Consider the following 14,922-nt stretch of genomic DNA (forward strand, 5'->3'; position numbering starts at 1 on the left):
TAACTATTCTCATTTCATCTCCTCTTATGCGTCAACAAGTGGTGGCACCATCACAAAACCTGAATCTGGTGAGTGTTCCAAATTATCACACGCCCAACTGGAGGGCAATAGCTCACGATGCATCGAAATGGCGACGAGTAGAGATATTGCGCCAACTTTGGGCTACAAAGCCGGCCATAACCTGAATGGCCCAAATCTTAACGTGGAATGCCCGTCTGCACCACGAGTGGGGCAGCGGTTAAGCACGATTCCCCTCCAAGAACTGAGTGACGCCTCGGTTAAGCTAATAGCATGGTCGTTAAGCTAAGTGGCCTCTCTGTCAAAGTAAAATTTCCGTTGCTAAGCGGAGTGACGTCGTCCTTAAACTAAAATGCTCTTCGCTAAAGAAAATGACGTCACCTTTAAGCCAAATGCCCCGCTGTTAAGCAAAGTGACATCGTAGTTAAGCAAAGCGACACCGCCTTTAAGAAATGCAACCCTTTCATTAAGTGCCGACTCGTCGTAGTAATTTGATCGGGCGTGCCAGGTAACCTGTGACGAGGCTTTTGCAGCTAAAAAAAGCGGTGAAAAAGTGGTGGTGAGGGCCTGCGAAGAAAAATGAGGGTGAGGACGACGTTCGTGGTTGGCATGGGTGGGTTTCTGCCACCTGCTGTCCGTTGTTGGATAGCTTTTTTAAGTAAAAGCAGACGTCACTTTTCTTAATGGTGACGACAGTTTGATTACTGCAGACGATCACTTGCTTATTGATGGGTGTAAGTGAGAAAACGGGGGGCTGAATTAAAAAACGGGTTGGGACGGGAGTGGCAAGACGGTGAGTCCTGCGTTAGCGGCAGAGTCCCTTGAGGGGGCAGCCCTCGCAGATTGGCTTCTTGCGGCAGTGGCGCTTGCAGTGCTCCACGATGAGGGCGTGGTACTCGTTGAAGAGGGGCGCGTCGAGCGGGAGGGCGTCCATGAACAGCGAGCGGATCTCCTCGTAAGTGGCAGATTCCGAGACGAGTCCCAGTCGCGAGAAGAGCCGCTTGGTGTAGGCGTCCACCACGAAGGAAGGCTTGTCGCCGGCATAGAGTAGTATGGAGTCGCAGGTTTCCCGACCGATCCCCCGCACGGCGTTCAATTCATCCCGCAGGGATTGCCAGTCACCCGAGAACATGGCGTTCAGGCTGCCGTGCCGCTCCAGGACCCAGCCGATGAAGTCTTTGAGCCGGGCACTTTTCACGTTGAAGAAGCCGGAGGGCCGGATGAGCTCCGCCAGCCGCTCCTGTTCTATCTCCCAGAGGGCGTCTATCGACAGGACCCCCTCGCGCTTCAGGTTGACGATGGCTTTCTCGACGTTTCCCCAGTTGGTGTTTTGGGTGAGGATGGCGCCGACGCAGACCTCGAACGGGGTCTCCGCCGGCCACCAGTGGAGCGGTCCGTATGCCTTGAGGAGAGCCTCGAAGATCTCCATGAGGAGTGTTTGGGTGGGGATGTCGCGGGACAACTAATTCAGGCCGAAATCAGGTCGCCGACCGGGATGTTGCTGTCGTCTTCCAGGTATTCCCGGGAGTATCTCACGTAGTTGCCGGCTGACCGGCTGAGCCAGGCGACCTCGTCTGCCGTCAGGTCCCGCTTGTACTTGGCGGGAGCGCCGACCCAGAGGGTGCCGGGGGCGATGACGGTCCCCTCGGTCACCAGCGAGCGGGCGCCCACCAGGGAGCCCTTGCCGACCACCACCTTGTCCATGATGATCGCCTGCATGCCGATGAAGGCTCCGTCCTCGATGGTGCAGCCGTGCAGGGTGACGCTGTGACCGACGGTGACGTCGTTGCCGATCACCAGCGGGGCGCCCGGGTCGTCGGCGTTCTTCTTATGGGTCACGTGCAGCATGGAGAGGTCCTGGATGTTGGTCCGGTCGCCGATGCTGATGAAGTTCACGTCGCCGCGCACCACGCAGTTGTACCAGATGCTCGCTTCCTTGCCGATGGTGACGTCGCCGATGATGACGGCACCCTCGGCGATGAAGGCGGACGCTTCGATTTTAGGAGAAACTCCCTTGAATGGACGGATCATGTCGTCTGCTCCTGGGATAAAGGACTAGTCGCGCGGGATGGCCAGCATGCGGTCGAGGGCGCGCTTGGCCGGGACCCTGGTCTCCTCGGGGACCTTGACCACCGGGCGCATGGTTTCCAGCGCCTCCAGCACGTCCTCCAGCGAGGTGAGCTTCATGTTTGGGCAGACCAGGGCCGGCGAGGCGAGGATGAATTCCTTCTCCGGGTTCTCCTGCTTCAGGCGCCACAGGATGCCCGCCTCGGTGCCGATGATGAACCGCTTGGCGGCGTTCTTTCTGCAGTAGTCGTACATCCCGGTGGTGGAGCAGACGTGGTCGGCGAGCTGCACCACGGCGGGGTTGCACTCCGGATGGCAGACGAAGGGGGCGTCGGGATACTTCGCCTTGAGCTCCTTGACGACCTCGGGGCGCAGCCTCTCGTGGGTGGGGCAGTAACCTTCCCAGAGGTGGAAGCGCTTGTTGGTGAAGCCTGCCACGTAGCGGCCGAGGTTGCGGTCGGGGGCGAAGATCAGCTCGTCGTCGGTCAGCGACTGCACCACCTTGACCGCGTTGGCCGAGGTGCAGCAGATATCGCTTTCCGCCTTCACCGCGGCGGAGGAGTTGACGTAGGTGACCACCGGTACGCCGGGGAGGGAGGCCTTGAGCTTCTTCAACTCGTCGACGGTAACCATGTCGGCCATCGGGCACCCCGCATCGAGCCTGGGGAGCAGCACGGTCTTCTCCGGGGCCAGTATGGAGGCGGACTCGGCCATGAAATGCACGCCGCAGAAGACGATCACGTCGGCGTCGGTCTTGGCGGCTTCCATGGAAAGGGCAAGCGAGTCGCCGGTGATGTCCGCGATCTCCTGCACCTCGTCACGCATGTAGTTATGGGCAAGGAGCACGGCGTTGCGCTCCCTCAAAAGCGATTTTATCTGCGATTGTATCGACTGCTGGGTCATGTTCGTGTCACCGCCGGAAGATCTAGTAGTTTCAGCCAAACGCTGTTAAGCAGACCGATAGTAGATCAATGTCCCCGGCCATGTCAAACCCTTTGACGGCAAGGATATGCAAGCTTGACACCGCTCGCCAAAACCTCTATAGTTTTTCTAAATTTTTTTCATCCGTTAGCGGGTGTAGGGACACAAAAAGTGAGGTAGAAAGTATGTTCGGAATAGGGATGCCTGAGCTGATAATCATCATGGTGATCGCGTTGATTGTGATAGGGCCCCAGAAGCTCCCGGACCTTGCCAGATCGCTGGGCAAGGGGCTTGCGGAGTTCAAGAAAGCGACCGAGGACTTCAAGCACAACATAGACGCGGAAGCGAAGAGCGCGGAAGAAAAGGAGCAGATGGCCAAACTCTCCGAGATCAAGCCGCAGCCGGAGCTGGACAAGAAGCCGGAGCACGCTGCGAGCGCGGCCGACCCCCAGCTGCAGCCGGCGGGGACGGAAGCCGAAAAGAAGACGGCCTGAGCGGCCGCAACGTTACGAACAGCAAAGGCGGGTATCTCCCGCCTTTTTTCGTCTGTGCCCTCAGTCCCAGTTAGCAGCTAACCCGACTACCGAGGATGGCGCCCCATGTTTGACTGGCTCTGGAAGAAAAAAAGAAACGAGGTGGAAGAATTCCCCGACAACGAGGCGGCCTTCCGGCACGCCTGTTCCATCGGATACAAGCCGCTGATCGATGCCCTGATCCCGGCCCTGGTGGAGGAGGAGGGGGAATTGGGCCGCGACGGGGAGCGCACCTTCCTGATCAGGCTGGCCAGTGCGCCCGGCCGGGGACCGGTGACCCTGTGGAGCTGTACCCTGAAGGAGTCGCCGCAGCATCCAAAGCCGGGGGACTTCGTCGGCTTCCGGATCGTCACCATCGCCTCCGACCTTCCGGAGCAGTACAGCCTGATCGGTTACCTCGCCTGCCGTCTGGATCCCGTCTTGGTGGAGGGAAAAGGGTGGCGGGTGGCGCAGAGCTACACCCCCGCCAACATCAAACGGGCCCTGCGGCTGTAGCGCAGGGCTTTGGGGATCATTGGGCGGGGGTGAGCTCGACCGGGAGCGGGTCCGAGTCCCAGGTCACCTGCGGGTAGAGGGCCTTGTCGAGGCGAAGGTAGGTGCCGTCGACCCCCGACTCCGCCCACCAGCACTCCGAGCCCTTGATGGGGAGCTTGTCGAACAGGTAAAGGTCGTTATTTTTATCCCTGGCGAGGTACATGTCGTTCTCCTTATCTATGAAGGTTCGATGGCGGCGAAGCCTGCTCGGTGAAGGGCCATAAGCGTCGACTGAACAAGAGTAGATCATTTCACGGCGTCCGCAACCGCCCCGGCTGCGGGGGCGGATGGCCGGAAGATGCGGTAATTGCTATAGAGAAAGCCCTCCCGCTTTGGCAGGAGGGCTTTCTTGTTGATGCTTTCCTGACCGGCAGGTTACTTGGAGCGCAGCCTTTCCTTGGCCAGACGCGCCTCATCGGACTTGGGATATTCCTCGACCAGCTTCTTCAGGATGTACTGGGCGCTCTGGTTGTCACCCATCGCCTTGAAGGACATCCCCTGTTTCAGCATGGCGGCCGGGATCTTTTCGTTGCCGGGGTACTTGTCGATCACCTCCTGGAACTCGAGGACCGCCTGGTCGTAGGTCTTGCTGCTGTAGTACCCCTCGCCCAGCCAGTAGTGGGCATTGGCAGCGAGCTTGTGCTTGGGGTAGCGCTCCAGGAACTTCATCCAGAGCTCTCTCGACTTGGCCATGTCGCCGCCGTTCATGGCGTCCATCGCCTGCTGGTAGAGCGCCTCCGGGGTCTGCGCGGCCTCGGCCGCCTTGGCCTGCTGCGCGACGAAATCAGCTTCCAGCTTGCTGATGCGCTGATCCAGGGCGGTCAGGCGCTTGGCGAGGTCTTCCCTGAGCAGGATGATGTCCTCGGCCGGTTTCTGCGCCATGATGCGGATGTCGTCGAGCCTGCCGTTCAGCCCCTGCTGGTCGACCCTGGCGCTGTCCAGCGTGGCCTGCAGGTCGGCTCCTTCCTTGCGAATGGACGCCATATCCTTCTGCATCGCGTCCAGCTTGCTCCGGTAGCCGGCCAGCGATTTCTCCACCCCTTCCTTGACCTCGCCGCGCACCTCGTTGATGCTCTTGTCGGTGGCGAACAGGCGGCTCTTCATCTCGTCCATATCCCGACGCAGGGAGTCGACCTCGCTTTGGGGGGCGCAGCCGGAAAGGGCCAGGGCCAGTAATGAAAAAAGCAGTGCCCGCGATGGTTGCATGCTGATTCTCCTATCGTGCGGCTGCATGAAAAAGGGAGCCCGAAGGCTCCCCTGGTGCAGCGCGCTCTTTGGTTACTTCACAATCACGAATTCGTCTCTTCTGTTCTTGGACCAGGCGGACTCGTCATGGCCCGGGTCGACCGGCTTCTCCTCGCCGTAGCTGATCACCGACAGCCGCGCGGAGGAGATCCCCAGCTTAACCAGGTAGTCGCGGGCCGCCTTGGCCCTTCTCTCGCCCAGCGCCAGGTTGTACTCGTCGGAGCCCCGCTCGTCGCAGTTCCCTTCGATTCTCACCTTGATGGAGGAATTCCTGGACATCACGTCGGCGTTTTTGCTCAGGGTGTCGCGCGACTGTTGGGAGAGGTCGGCGGAGTCGAAGTTGAAGTAGATCTTCTGCAGTTCTCCCTGCAGGTTGCTGGAGGTTAGCGCCGTCTCCTTGGGGGTCTCGGGCTGGACCACGGCTTCCTTGGTCGGCGTCTCCGGCAGCGGCTCCACTTTTTGCTCCGGTTTGGTCTCCGGCTTGGCTTGCGGTGCGGGGGCCTGTTTCTGGACGGCAGGGATCGGTTCCTCGGCCTTGACGACCTCTTTCTTCGCACAACCGCCGGCCAAAAGAGCTCCGACACAGAGAGCTAACATGGTTGCGATGATCTTTTTCCGCATTACGCCTCTCCTTTTCCTCTAGGAATATAGGCGCCGGTTCATGGGGCGCCCCACAGCACGGGAATCATTATAGCCATCTTTAGGTTTTAATCAATGCCGCCGTTAGCCCCCGCCTATCCCTGCGACCACGAGGGGTGGGAGTCGGAGCCCTTGCCGCGCGAGATGCGGGTCTGGCCGCTGCCGTCGCCCCGCATCAGGTAGATCGCCTCAGCTCCGTCGCGGGTGGAGCTGAAGACGATGAAGCGTCCGTCCGGCGACCAGCGCGGGTGCTCGTTGCTGCCGGAGCTGGTGAGCTGGGTGTCGCCGCTGCCGTCGGGGTTGATGGCGTGGATCTGGAAGCCTCCCCCTTCCTGGCGGGCATAGACGATGCGGTCACCTTTGGGAGACCAGCGCGGGGTTACGTTGTAGGCGCCGGAGGTGGTCAGCCGGCGCACGTTCGAGCCGTCGGCGTTCATCACGAAGAGCTGCGGTTTCCCCAGCCGGTCGGAGACGAAGACGATCTTGGAGCCGTCCGGAGACCAGGCCGGCGAGACGTCGATGGCGGCATCCCTGGTGAGCCGGGAGAGTTCCTTCCCCTCCCTGGAGATCAGGTAGACCTCCGAGTTGCCGTCCTTGCTCATCACCTCGGCAATCCGGTTGCCGTCCGGGCTGTAGGCGCCCATGGCGTTCAGCCCGGAGCGGGCGGAGATCCTGGCCTCGAAGCCGGTGTAGAGCTCCCTTCGGTAGAGGTCGGGATTCCCCTTCTTGTAGGAGGTGTAGATGATCTCCTTGCCGGAGGGGGCGAAGTCGGGGTTGATGTTGATGGAGCCGTTGTTGGTGACCCGGCGCGGGTTGTAGCCGTCGTAGTCCATCACGAAGATCTCCTTGTTGCCGGAGACCTTGCTCACGTAGGCGATCAGCCCGGTGAAGGGCCCTTTCTGCCCGGTCAGCGCGCGCAGCACCTCGTCCGAGAAGGCGTGTGCCATGCGGCGCAGGTCCTTTTTGCCGCCGCTGTAGCGCTTGGCCGTCAGCTCACGGTTGAGGATCTGGTCGAACAGCCGGCACTCCAGCACCACCGAGTCGCCGGTCACCTGGTAGGCGCTCTTCAGCAGCAGTCCGCTGCCGCCCCCCCCTTGGGCGATCTCGAACAGGCCGCTCACTCCCATGTCGAAGGAGAACAGCTCGCCCAGTTTCTGTCCCAGTTCCGGCGCGGCCGCTCCGGACAGCACGGTGCTGGGGGCGATGGTCAGCTGGAACTTTCCACTGGTCGGGACGGTGATGACGTCGGAGTTGTCGGCGCGGCAGTAGGTGGTGCTCAGCACGAGCAGCATCCAGAGCAGGCAAAGCAGAGATCTTCTCATCGAAGCGACCTCACTGGGGTTTGAAGGAGAACTGATGGCGGTACTGCCTGCCATCCGGCGGGGGCTTCAGCGTCTTGCCGGCCAAAGTCACCCCTCTGGCGACCGCGTCATCGAAGAGAGGGTCGCCCGATTTGCGGTCGAGGTGGTACTCGGTGATCCTGCCGTCCGCCCCGATGGTGATGGTCACCATGGCCATCTGTGCGCTGGCCTTGGTAGGCGCGCCCAGGGTGTCGATGGCGTCCTGGATGCGTGAGCGGACGTAGGAGGTGTAGTCGCTCCCCGCCTGGTTTCCCTTCCCCCCCGGCATGCCGGTCCTGGAGGAACCATTCCTGAGCCGGTTGAGTACCTCGGCCTGCCGCTGCTCGTCCGCCTTTTGCTGCAGTTTCGCCATCCGTTCCTGGTAGGCGCGCGCCTCGTCGGCGGATGGCGAGGGGGCGGTCTTGGTCGCCTCGCTCTTGGCTTTGGGAGCCGGCGTCTTTGCCTTGGGTTTGGGTGCCGGCTGAACCATTTCGGCCTGTTTGGGCGGCGGTGGCTTGGGGGCGGCCGGCGGGGCAGCGGGGGCTGCGGGGGCGGCCTCGGTCGAGGTGGAAGGGGAGGGCATCCCGCTCTGCGGGTTGGCGACCGGCAGGGTCACCATGTCCACATAGACCGGCGCCTCCTCCGGGTGGGAGGAGGGGAGAAACGGTCCCTTCAGGATGATGGCGAAGATGACCAGGTGCAAAAGGAAAGAGAGGGTGAACATCCCTCCCGGCCCGGGGTATCGGTTTTCCAGCTGCCGTGTCATCGCCGCTGCGGTGACTCCGTAACCATGCCCAGCCGCTCCACGCCGGCCCCCTTGATCTGGGCCATGACCCTCACCACCTCGCCGTAGGGGACCGAGCTGTCGGCCTTCAGGAAGACCTCGCGCTTTTCCCTCCCCGCCAGCATGGTGTTGAGCTTGTCCTTCAGTTGGTCCACCGCCACCTCGCTGGTGTTCACGAAGGTCTTGCCGGACTTCTCCAACGACACCACGATGGTGTCCTCCTTGGGGGCGAGCGACTTGCTCTCCGCCTTGGGGAGGTTGACCTGCACCCCCTGCTGCATCATGGGGGCGGTGACCATGAAGATGACCAGGAGCACCAGCATGACGTCGACCAGCGGCGTCACGTTGATCTGCGACATGGTGCCGCGGCCGCTATCCCTGTTGCCGAGTTCCATGCCCTATCTCCTGGCGAAGTTGCGCTGTACGATGTTGAGGAATTCGGTGGAGAAGCTGTCCATCTCGGAGATCAGCACCCGGATCCTCTGCTGGAAGTGGTTGTACCCCATGACGGCGGGGATGGCCGCCACCAGGCCGATGGCGGTGGCGATCAGCGCCTCGGCGATGCCGGGGGCGACCACGGCCAGCGAGGCCGAACCGGACTGGCCGATGTTCTGGAAGGCGGACATGATCCCCCACACGGTGCCGAACAGCCCGATGAAGGGGGCGGTGGAGCCGGTGGTGGCCAGGAAGGTCAGGTACTTCTCCAGCCGGGTGATCTCCGAGGTGGTGGCCCGCCTGAGGGCGCGGGCGATGTTCTCGATCCCCCCCAGGTCGGTGCTGATCACGTTGGGGTCTTGCTTCTCCTCGCCCCTCTCCTGCAGCTTTCTCAGCTCGTCATACCCCTCCTGGAACAACACGATGAGGGGAGAGTTCTCGAAGCGGTCCAGCTGCGAGCCGATGGCGTCGAAGCGTTTGGCCTTCCAGAAGAACTCGAGGAAGCGCTGGGAGGCGCCGTTGGCCCGGTAGACCTGCAAGAGCTTGTAGAAGATGATGCCCCAGGAGACCACGGAGAAGTAGAGCAGCACGATGAGGACCAGTTTTACGACCAGGCCGGTCGAGGCGAACATACCCACGAAGGAAACCTCCGGTTTAGATGAGTGGTTAAAGCGAAAAAATATGCCTTACTTCCCACGAAGTCAACAGGAAAGAGGCGGCGTCAGTAGCAGTCGGGCCTTCTGTCTTTGAAGCAGGTGATGCTCTCCCGCCAGCGGATCATCTCGGCAGGGTCGAGCCGGGCGCTCAGTTCGCAGTTCTGGTAGCCCCCCTCGTCGAGGATCTCCCCCTTGGGGCCGATGATCATGCTCTGGCCGAAGAAGTCGAGCTTGCCCACCACCCCGCAGCAGTTGGCCGCGATCACGAACAGCTGGTTCTCGATGGCGCGCGCCCGAAGCAGGGTCCGCCAGTGCTCCTCGCGCGGCTTGGGCCACTCCCCGGGTACCACGATCAGGTCCGCCCCCTCCAGGGCGAGCCGGCGGGCGAGTTCCGGGAAGCGGAGGTCGTAGCAGATCATGGTGCCGATCTTGCCGACGCTGGTCTGCGCCACCAGGATGGAGTCGCCGCTGTCCAGGGAGCGGTCCTCCCCCATCAGCGAGAACAGGTGCAGCTTCCGGTAGCTGCCGGCCAGCTCGCCCCGGTCGATCACGTAGGCGGTGTTGAACACCTTGTCGCCGTGCGGCTCGGGGAGGCTCCCCACCACCACCATGGAGAGTTCGCGGGAGAGTTCCTTGAGCCGGGCGACCAGTTCCGGGGTGCGCCGGGCCAGCGCGTTCAGCTCGCGGTAGGCGAACCCGCAGCTCCACATCTCGGGAAGCACCGCGAGTTCCACCCCTTCTTGCGCCAGCCGGCGCAGTGCGTCGGTGACGTGGGCGAGGTTGGCATCCACGTCACCCAGGGCGATGTTGAACTGGACCGCGGCTGCTTTGATCGGTTTCTTCATGAATCCCTCCCCTTGAGGTGATTAATTATTCCATAAAACGTGAATCAGGCAACGAGGCCCGCAGTGTAAACCCGGCGGTGGCGGATTTCAAGAGGCATTCTGCGGCAGTAGCCGGCTTTTAGGTGACAGGTGGGAGACGAATCTGTTACATAATGAAAAGGATGCGCACGGGAATCTATATACATTACCCCTTCTGCCTGAAGAAGTGTCTCTACTGCGACTTCAACTCGGCCGCCTCCTCGACGGTCGGGCCGGAGCAGTACGTGTCGGCCCTGCTCGGCGAGATGGAGTTGCGGCAGCGGCTGCTCCCCGGCCCCTGCTCGGCTCCCACCCTCTATTTCGGCGGCGGCACCCCCTCGCTCATGTCCCCGCCGCTGGTGGGGCGGCTGATCGAGGCGACGGTGCGCCTGTTCGGCCTGGAGAGCGACGCCGAGGTGACCCTGGAGGCGAACCCCGGCACCCTTACCCCCGACAAGCTCTCCGGCTTTAGGGCCGCGGGGGTGAACCGGCTCTCCCTCGGGGTGCAGTCCTTCGAGGACCGGCTCCTGGCGAGGCTCGGGCGGGTGCATACCGCGCGCGAGGCGGTGGACTCCTTCCGGCTGGCGCGGCGGGCCGGCTTCGACAACATCAGCATCGACCTGATGCACTCGCTCCCTGAACAGTCGCTTCCGGAGTGGCGCGCCGCACTGCAGGAGGGGATAGCGCTCGGGGCTGAACACGTCTCCGCCTACGCCCTCACCGTGGAGGACGGCACCCCCTTCGCCCTGCTGCAGAGCTCCGGAGAGTTGCCGCTCCCTCCCGAGGAGTGGGCGGCGCGCATGTTCGAGTCGACCTGCGAACTCCTCACCGCCGCCGGCTACCGGCAGTACGAGATCTCCAACTTCGCCCTCCCCGGGCGCGCCTCCCGCCACAACAGCGCCTACTGGAGCCGGCAGAGCTATCTCGGCTTCGGCGCCGGCGCCCATTCCCTTTACAACACCGACGGCCTGGGGCACCGCTGGAAGAATGCCGGCGAACTCGACGCCTACCTCACTGCCGTCAGCGGGGGACGCATCCCCGAAGAGGAGGGGGAAGAGCTCTCCGTGGAGGACGCCGTCTCCGAGAGCTTCTTTCTGGGCTTGAGGATGCTGGACGGGCTCGACCTCGCCCCCCTGGAGGCGCGCTACGGAGAAAAGCCCCTTGAGCGCCACCTGGACGAGGTTGCCCGCCTGGAAAAAAGCGGCCTGCTGCTCCGCGAGGGAAGCCGCATCCGGCTCGCCCCCCACGCCGTCATCCTCGCCAACACGGTCTTTTCCCGCTTCCTGTAACGCCCCAACCCTCCTTATATAACCCTCCCCTTGACAAAGCGGAGGGCCGTTGCTACCTTAAGCTCGTTAGCACTCGATGTTTCGGAGTGCTAATCTGCATTTGTGAGGTCGAATCATGGACGAGCATCTTTCAGACCGCGGCAAACGCATCCTCGAGGCGGTCATCGAGGACTATATCGCGACCGCCGAACCGGTGGGAAGCCGGACCCTCACCCGCAGCCACGGGCTGGATCTCTCCCCGGCCACCGTCCGCAACGTCATGTCGGACCTGGAGGAGATGGGGCTTTTGGTCTCTCCCCACACCTCGAGCGGCCGGGTCCCCACCGAAAAGGCTTACCGCCTGTACGTGAACTCCATCCTCGAGGTGAAGAACATCACCCGGGACAAGCAGGACGAGATCCGCAGGCGCTGCCGGATGGCCGGCAAGGACGTCGGCCAGGTGCTCAAGGAGACCAGCCGGCTGCTCTCCACCACCTCCAGCTACATGGGGGTGGTGATGGCCCCCCGGCTGGCCAGCAACCTCTTCCACCAGATCGAGTTCGTCAAGCTGCCGGGCCACCGTATCCTCGCCATCCTGATCTCCCAGAGCGGTACCGTGCAGAACCGGCTGATCGAGGTGGAGGAGGAGATCCACCCGGAGGACCTGATCCGGATGGCGAACTACCTGAACGAGCAGTTGCAGGGGCTCACCATCGCCCAGGTGCGGGAGCGGCTGATCGCCGAGATGCAGAGCGAGAAGGTCCGCTACGACTCCATGATGGCCAAGGCGCTCTCCCTTTCCGAGCAGACCATCTCCGACGAGGCCCCGGAGCTTTTCCTGGAGGGGCAGGCCAACATCCTGGAGCAGCCGGAGTTCGCCGACGCCGGCAGGATGCGGGAGATCTTCCGCGCCTTCGAGAAGAAAAGCACGCTGCTCGACCTTTTGGACCGCGCCATGCAGGCCCAGGGGGTGCAGATATTCATCGGTTCGGAATCGCACCTGCTGCGGATGGAAGGGATGAGCCTGATCACCTCCACCTACATGACCGGCAAGGACACGGTCGGCGTCCTGGGGGTCATCGGACCCACCCGGATGGGGTACGGCAGGGTGATACCGATCGTCGATTACACCGCGAAGCTTATCAGTCGCCTGCTCGAGAGCGAGTAGGCGCGAAAGGAGAGGAAATAGGGATGGAGAAGAAAAAACACGCGCATCAGCACGAGCACAAACACGAGGCTCACGCGCCTGAAGAGGGAGCGGAACTGGCGCCTTCCGCCAGCGATGCGGAACGGATCAAGGAACTGGAGGAGGCGCTCTCCGCCAAGGGGCTGGAGGCGGCCAACAACTGGGACAAGTACCTGCGCGAGCGGGCCGACCTGGAGAACTACCGCAAGAGGGTGCAAAAGGAGAAGGAGGAGATCCTCAAGTACGGCAACGAGAACTTCCTGCTGGAGATCCTCCCCGCCCTGGACAACCTGGAGCGCGCGGTGGCCCACGCTGCCGATGACGACCAGTCGCCGGTATTGCAGGGGGTGAAGATTACCCTCTCCATGTTCGTCTCCACCCTCAAGAGGTTCGGGGTCACCCCCCTGGAGGCCGCACCGGGCACCCCGTTCGACCCGACCTACCATCAGGCGATGAGCCAGGTGGAGACTGCCGACCAGGAGCCCAACACGGTGGTGGCCGAGCTCCAGAAAGGGTACCTCCTGAACGAGCGGCTCCTGCGGCCGGCCATGGTGACGGTTGCCACCGCTCCCAAGGGTTGACTGCTCCGGTCCTGCCGCGCCCTCGGCCGCAGGCTGAAGGGGGACAGGGCCAGCTGAAGGATTTATTTTTTTCAACCCCCTTGTTTTTTGGGAAGGGGATGACTAGCTTTCAGATACCGTTACCAACGAGGAGGCATAAATATGAGTAAAGTGATAGGAATCGACCTCGGAACCACCAACTCCTGCGTCGCAGTGATGGAGAGTGGTGAGCCGGTTGTCATAGCCAACGCCGAGGGTACCCGCACCACCCCGTCCATGGTGGCCATCACCGAAAGCGGTGAGCGTCTGGTGGGGCAGCAGGCCAAGCGCCAGGCGGTCACCAACCCGGAAAACACCCTCTATGCGATCAAGCGTCTGATCGGTCGCAAATACGATACCGATGCCGTCAAGAAGGATATCGCCATCTCCCCCTTCAAGATCGTGAAGGCCGATAACGGCGACGCCTGGGTCGACGTGCGCGGGCAGAAGTTCTCGCCCCCCGAGATCTCGGCCATCGTGCTGCAGAAGATGAAGAAGACCGCCGAGGACTACCTGGGCGAGACGGTGACCGACGCGGTCATCACCGTGCCGGCCTACTTCGACGACTCCCAGCGCCAGGCCACCAAGGACGCCGGCAAGATCGCCGGCCTGAACGTGCTGAGGATCATCAACGAGCCGACCGCGGCGGCCCTTGCCTACGGCCTGGACAAGAAGAAGGACGAGAAGATCGCCGTCTTCGACCTGGGTGGCGGCACCTTCGATATCTCCATCCTGGAACTCGGGGAGGGGGTGTTCGAGGTGAAGTCCACCAACGGCGACACCTTCCTGGGTGGCGAGGACTTCGACCAGAAGGTTATCGACCACATCGCCGACGAGTTCAAGCGCGACCAGGGGATCGACCTGAGGGGCGACAAGATGGCCCTGCAGAGGCTGAAAGAGGCCGCTGAGAAGGCGAAGTGCGAGCTCTCCACCTCGCTGGAGACCGACATCAACCTCCCCTTCATCACCGCCGACGCCTCCGGCCCCAAGCACCTGACCATGAAGCTCACCCGCGCCAAGCTGGAGGGGCTCTGCGCCGACCTGATCGCCAAGCTGGAAGGCCCCTGCCGGACCGCGCTGAAGGACGCCGGGCTTTCCCCCTCCGAGATCGACGAGGTGATCCTGGTGGGGGGCATGACCCGCATGCCGATCGTGCAGAAGAAGGTGCAGGACATCTTCGGCAAGGCCCCCAACCGCGGCGTCAACCCGGACGAGGTGGTCGCCATCGGCGCCGCCATCCAGGGTGGCGTGCTGCGCGGCGACGTGAAGGACGTGCTGCTGCTGGACGTTACCCCGCTCTCCCTCGGCATCGAGACCCTGGGCGGCGTGATGACCAAGCTGATCGAGAAGAACTCCACCATCCCCTGCCGCAAGTCGCAGGTCTTCTCCACCGCGGCCGATAACCAGCCGGCGGTGAGCATCCACGTCCTGCAGGGCGAGCGCGAGATGGCGGGCGACAACAAGACGCTGGGCAACTTCGAGCTCTCCGGCATCCCGGCGGCCCCCCGCGGCGTCCCCCAGATCGAGGTGACCTTCGACATCGACGCCAACGGCATCGTGCACGTCTCCGCCAAGGACCTGGGCACCGGCAAGGAGCAGTCCATCCGGATCACCGCCTCCTCCGGCCTCTCCAAGGAAGAAGTCGAGAAGATGGTGCGCGAGGCGGAGTCCCACGCGGCCGAGGACAAGAAGAAGCGCGAGCTGATCGAGGCCAAGAACCAGGGGGACAACCTGGTCTACCAGACCGAGAAGTCGCTGAAAGAGTACGGCGACAAGATCGACGCCTCCGAGAAGCAGAAGATCGAGGAGGGGGTCACCCTCCTCAAAAAGGCGC

18 protein-coding genes are annotated in these 14,922 nt (G+C 62.6%); 7 read left to right on the forward strand and 11 right to left on the reverse strand.

All coding sequences use genetic code 11. The annotated features are described in order from the left end of the window. Positions 1–185: hypothetical protein (locus VJ604_RS17785; RefSeq protein ID WP_324084848.1), on the forward strand; the 185-nt coding region annotated here is incomplete at its 5' end. Between the two features lie 638 nt (positions 186–823). Here the strand turns inward: VJ604_RS17785 and VJ604_RS17790 are convergent. From VJ604_RS17790 to nadA, 3 genes are read right to left on the reverse strand one after another with little or no spacing between them, the layout of a single operon-like run. After that, complete coding sequence (locus VJ604_RS17790; protein WP_324084849.1) at positions 824–1,447, reverse strand: endonuclease III domain-containing protein; 624 nt, start codon at positions 1,445–1,447, stop codon at positions 824–826. A gap of 38 nt (positions 1,448–1,485) precedes the next feature. Beyond that, positions 1,486–2,049 carry a gamma carbonic anhydrase family protein gene (locus tag VJ604_RS17795; RefSeq protein WP_324084851.1) on the reverse strand — a complete coding sequence of 188 codons (564 nt, stop codon included), beginning with the start codon at positions 2,047–2,049 and terminating at the stop codon, positions 1,486–1,488. A gap of 24 nt (positions 2,050–2,073) precedes the next feature. Beyond that, positions 2,074–2,988: a quinolinate synthase NadA gene (nadA, locus tag VJ604_RS17800; protein ID WP_324084879.1), complete on the reverse strand. Its 915-nt coding sequence runs from the start codon at positions 2,986–2,988 to the stop codon at positions 2,074–2,076. Positions 2,989–3,206: 218 nt separating this feature from the next. Here nadA and VJ604_RS17805 point away from each other — a divergent pair, with 218 nt between their 5' ends. Together VJ604_RS17805 and VJ604_RS17810 are read left to right on the forward strand one after the other, a co-directional pair. Beyond that, the gene (locus VJ604_RS17805) at positions 3,207–3,500 is read left to right on the forward strand and encodes a twin-arginine translocase TatA/TatE family subunit (RefSeq protein ID WP_414652471.1); all 294 of its coding nucleotides are present in this window, start codon (positions 3,207–3,209) and stop codon (positions 3,498–3,500) included. Positions 3,501–3,605: 105 nt separating this feature from the next. Next, entirely contained in the window at positions 3,606–4,034 is a 429-nt protein-coding gene (locus VJ604_RS17810) for a hypothetical protein (protein ID WP_324084854.1), read from the forward strand. Positions 4,035–4,050: 16 nt separating this feature from the next. Here VJ604_RS17810 and VJ604_RS17815 read toward each other — a convergent pair whose 3' ends face one another. From VJ604_RS17815 to VJ604_RS17850, 8 genes are all read right to left on the reverse strand, one after another. Beyond that, a complete protein-coding gene (locus VJ604_RS17815) occupies positions 4,051–4,236 on the reverse strand; it encodes a hypothetical protein (RefSeq protein ID WP_324084856.1) in 186 nt (61 codons plus the stop codon). Between the two features lie 212 nt (positions 4,237–4,448). Continuing rightward, a complete protein-coding gene (gene ybgF / locus VJ604_RS17820; RefSeq protein WP_324084858.1) occupies positions 4,449–5,279 on the reverse strand; it encodes a tol-pal system protein YbgF in 831 nt (276 codons plus the stop codon). Between the two features lie 72 nt (positions 5,280–5,351). Continuing rightward, positions 5,352–5,939 carry a peptidoglycan-associated lipoprotein Pal gene (pal, locus tag VJ604_RS17825; RefSeq protein WP_324084860.1) on the reverse strand — a complete coding sequence of 196 codons (588 nt, stop codon included), beginning with the start codon at positions 5,937–5,939 and terminating at the stop codon, positions 5,352–5,354. A 113-nt stretch (positions 5,940–6,052) separates the two neighbouring features. Then, positions 6,053–7,279: a Tol-Pal system beta propeller repeat protein TolB gene (tolB, locus tag VJ604_RS17830; RefSeq protein ID WP_324084862.1), complete on the reverse strand. Its 1,227-nt coding sequence runs from the start codon at positions 7,277–7,279 to the stop codon at positions 6,053–6,055. Positions 7,280–7,289: 10 nt separating this feature from the next. Further along, entirely contained in the window at positions 7,290–8,063 is a 774-nt protein-coding gene (locus VJ604_RS17835; RefSeq protein ID WP_324084863.1) for an energy transducer TonB, read from the reverse strand. Beyond that, positions 8,060–8,476 (reverse strand): protein TolR, encoded by a 417-nt coding sequence (gene tolR, locus VJ604_RS17840; protein ID WP_324084865.1) that lies wholly within the window; start codon positions 8,474–8,476, stop codon positions 8,060–8,062. Before tolR ends, VJ604_RS17835 begins: the two co-directional genes overlap by 4 nt. Before the next feature lie 3 nt (positions 8,477–8,479). Beyond that, the gene (gene tolQ / locus VJ604_RS17845) at positions 8,480–9,154 is read right to left on the reverse strand and encodes a protein TolQ (RefSeq protein WP_324084867.1); all 675 of its coding nucleotides are present in this window, start codon (positions 9,152–9,154) and stop codon (positions 8,480–8,482) included. 83 nt (positions 9,155–9,237) lie between these two features. Then, entirely contained in the window at positions 9,238–10,017 is a 780-nt protein-coding gene (locus VJ604_RS17850; RefSeq protein ID WP_324084869.1) for a carbon-nitrogen family hydrolase, read from the reverse strand. Positions 10,018–10,178: 161 nt separating this feature from the next. On the opposite strand from VJ604_RS17850, the gene hemW reads away from it, so the two are divergent. The 4 genes from hemW to dnaK form a co-directional block, all read left to right on the forward strand. Beyond that, positions 10,179–11,324: a radical SAM family heme chaperone HemW gene (hemW, locus tag VJ604_RS17855; RefSeq protein WP_324084871.1), complete on the forward strand. Its 1,146-nt coding sequence runs from the start codon at positions 10,179–10,181 to the stop codon at positions 11,322–11,324. A 115-nt stretch (positions 11,325–11,439) separates the two neighbouring features. Then, entirely contained in the window at positions 11,440–12,471 is a 1,032-nt protein-coding gene (gene hrcA / locus VJ604_RS17860; RefSeq protein WP_324084873.1) for a heat-inducible transcriptional repressor HrcA, read from the forward strand. Positions 12,472–12,494: 23 nt separating this feature from the next. Continuing rightward, positions 12,495–13,070, forward strand: a complete 576-nt coding sequence (gene grpE / locus VJ604_RS17865) for a nucleotide exchange factor GrpE (protein WP_324084875.1) — start codon at positions 12,495–12,497, stop codon at positions 13,068–13,070. Positions 13,071–13,211: 141 nt separating this feature from the next. Then, the coding region (gene dnaK / locus VJ604_RS17870) for a molecular chaperone DnaK (RefSeq protein ID WP_324084877.1) at positions 13,212–14,922 on the forward strand (1,711 nt) is incomplete at its 3' end.

The organism is Geomonas sp., assembly GCF_035254065.1.
Lineage (GTDB): Bacteria > Desulfobacterota > Desulfuromonadia > Geobacterales > Geobacteraceae > Geomonas.

Coding starts and splice junctions, on each gene's coding strand:
- VJ604_RS17790 (WP_324084849.1), bottom strand. CDS start 1,447: ATGGAGATCTTCGAGGCTCTCCTCAAGGCATACGGACCGCTCCACTGG.
- VJ604_RS17795 (WP_324084851.1), bottom strand. CDS start 2,049: ATGATCCGTCCATTCAAGGGAGTTTCTCCTAAAATCGAAGCGTCCGCC.
- nadA (WP_324084879.1), bottom strand. CDS start 2,988: ATGACCCAGCAGTCGATACAATCGCAGATAAAATCGCTTTTGAGGGAG.
- VJ604_RS17805 (WP_414652471.1), top strand. CDS start 3,207: ATGCCTGAGCTGATAATCATCATGGTGATCGCGTTGATTGTGATAGGG.
- VJ604_RS17810 (WP_324084854.1), top strand. CDS start 3,606: ATGTTTGACTGGCTCTGGAAGAAAAAAAGAAACGAGGTGGAAGAATTC.
- VJ604_RS17815 (WP_324084856.1), bottom strand. CDS start 4,236: ATGTACCTCGCCAGGGATAAAAATAACGACCTTTACCTGTTCGACAAG.
- ybgF (WP_324084858.1), bottom strand. CDS start 5,279: ATGCAACCATCGCGGGCACTGCTTTTTTCATTACTGGCCCTGGCCCTT.
- pal (WP_324084860.1), bottom strand. CDS start 5,939: ATGCGGAAAAAGATCATCGCAACCATGTTAGCTCTCTGTGTCGGAGCT.
- tolB (WP_324084862.1), bottom strand. CDS start 7,279: ATGAGAAGATCTCTGCTTTGCCTGCTCTGGATGCTGCTCGTGCTGAGC.
- VJ604_RS17835 (WP_324084863.1), bottom strand. CDS start 8,063: ATGACACGGCAGCTGGAAAACCGATACCCCGGGCCGGGAGGGATGTTC.
- tolR (WP_324084865.1), bottom strand. CDS start 8,476: ATGGAACTCGGCAACAGGGATAGCGGCCGCGGCACCATGTCGCAGATC.
- VJ604_RS17850 (WP_324084869.1), bottom strand. CDS start 10,017: ATGAAGAAACCGATCAAAGCAGCCGCGGTCCAGTTCAACATCGCCCTG.
- hemW (WP_324084871.1), top strand. CDS start 10,179: ATGCGCACGGGAATCTATATACATTACCCCTTCTGCCTGAAGAAGTGT.
- hrcA (WP_324084873.1), top strand. CDS start 11,440: ATGGACGAGCATCTTTCAGACCGCGGCAAACGCATCCTCGAGGCGGTC.
- grpE (WP_324084875.1), top strand. CDS start 12,495: ATGGAGAAGAAAAAACACGCGCATCAGCACGAGCACAAACACGAGGCT.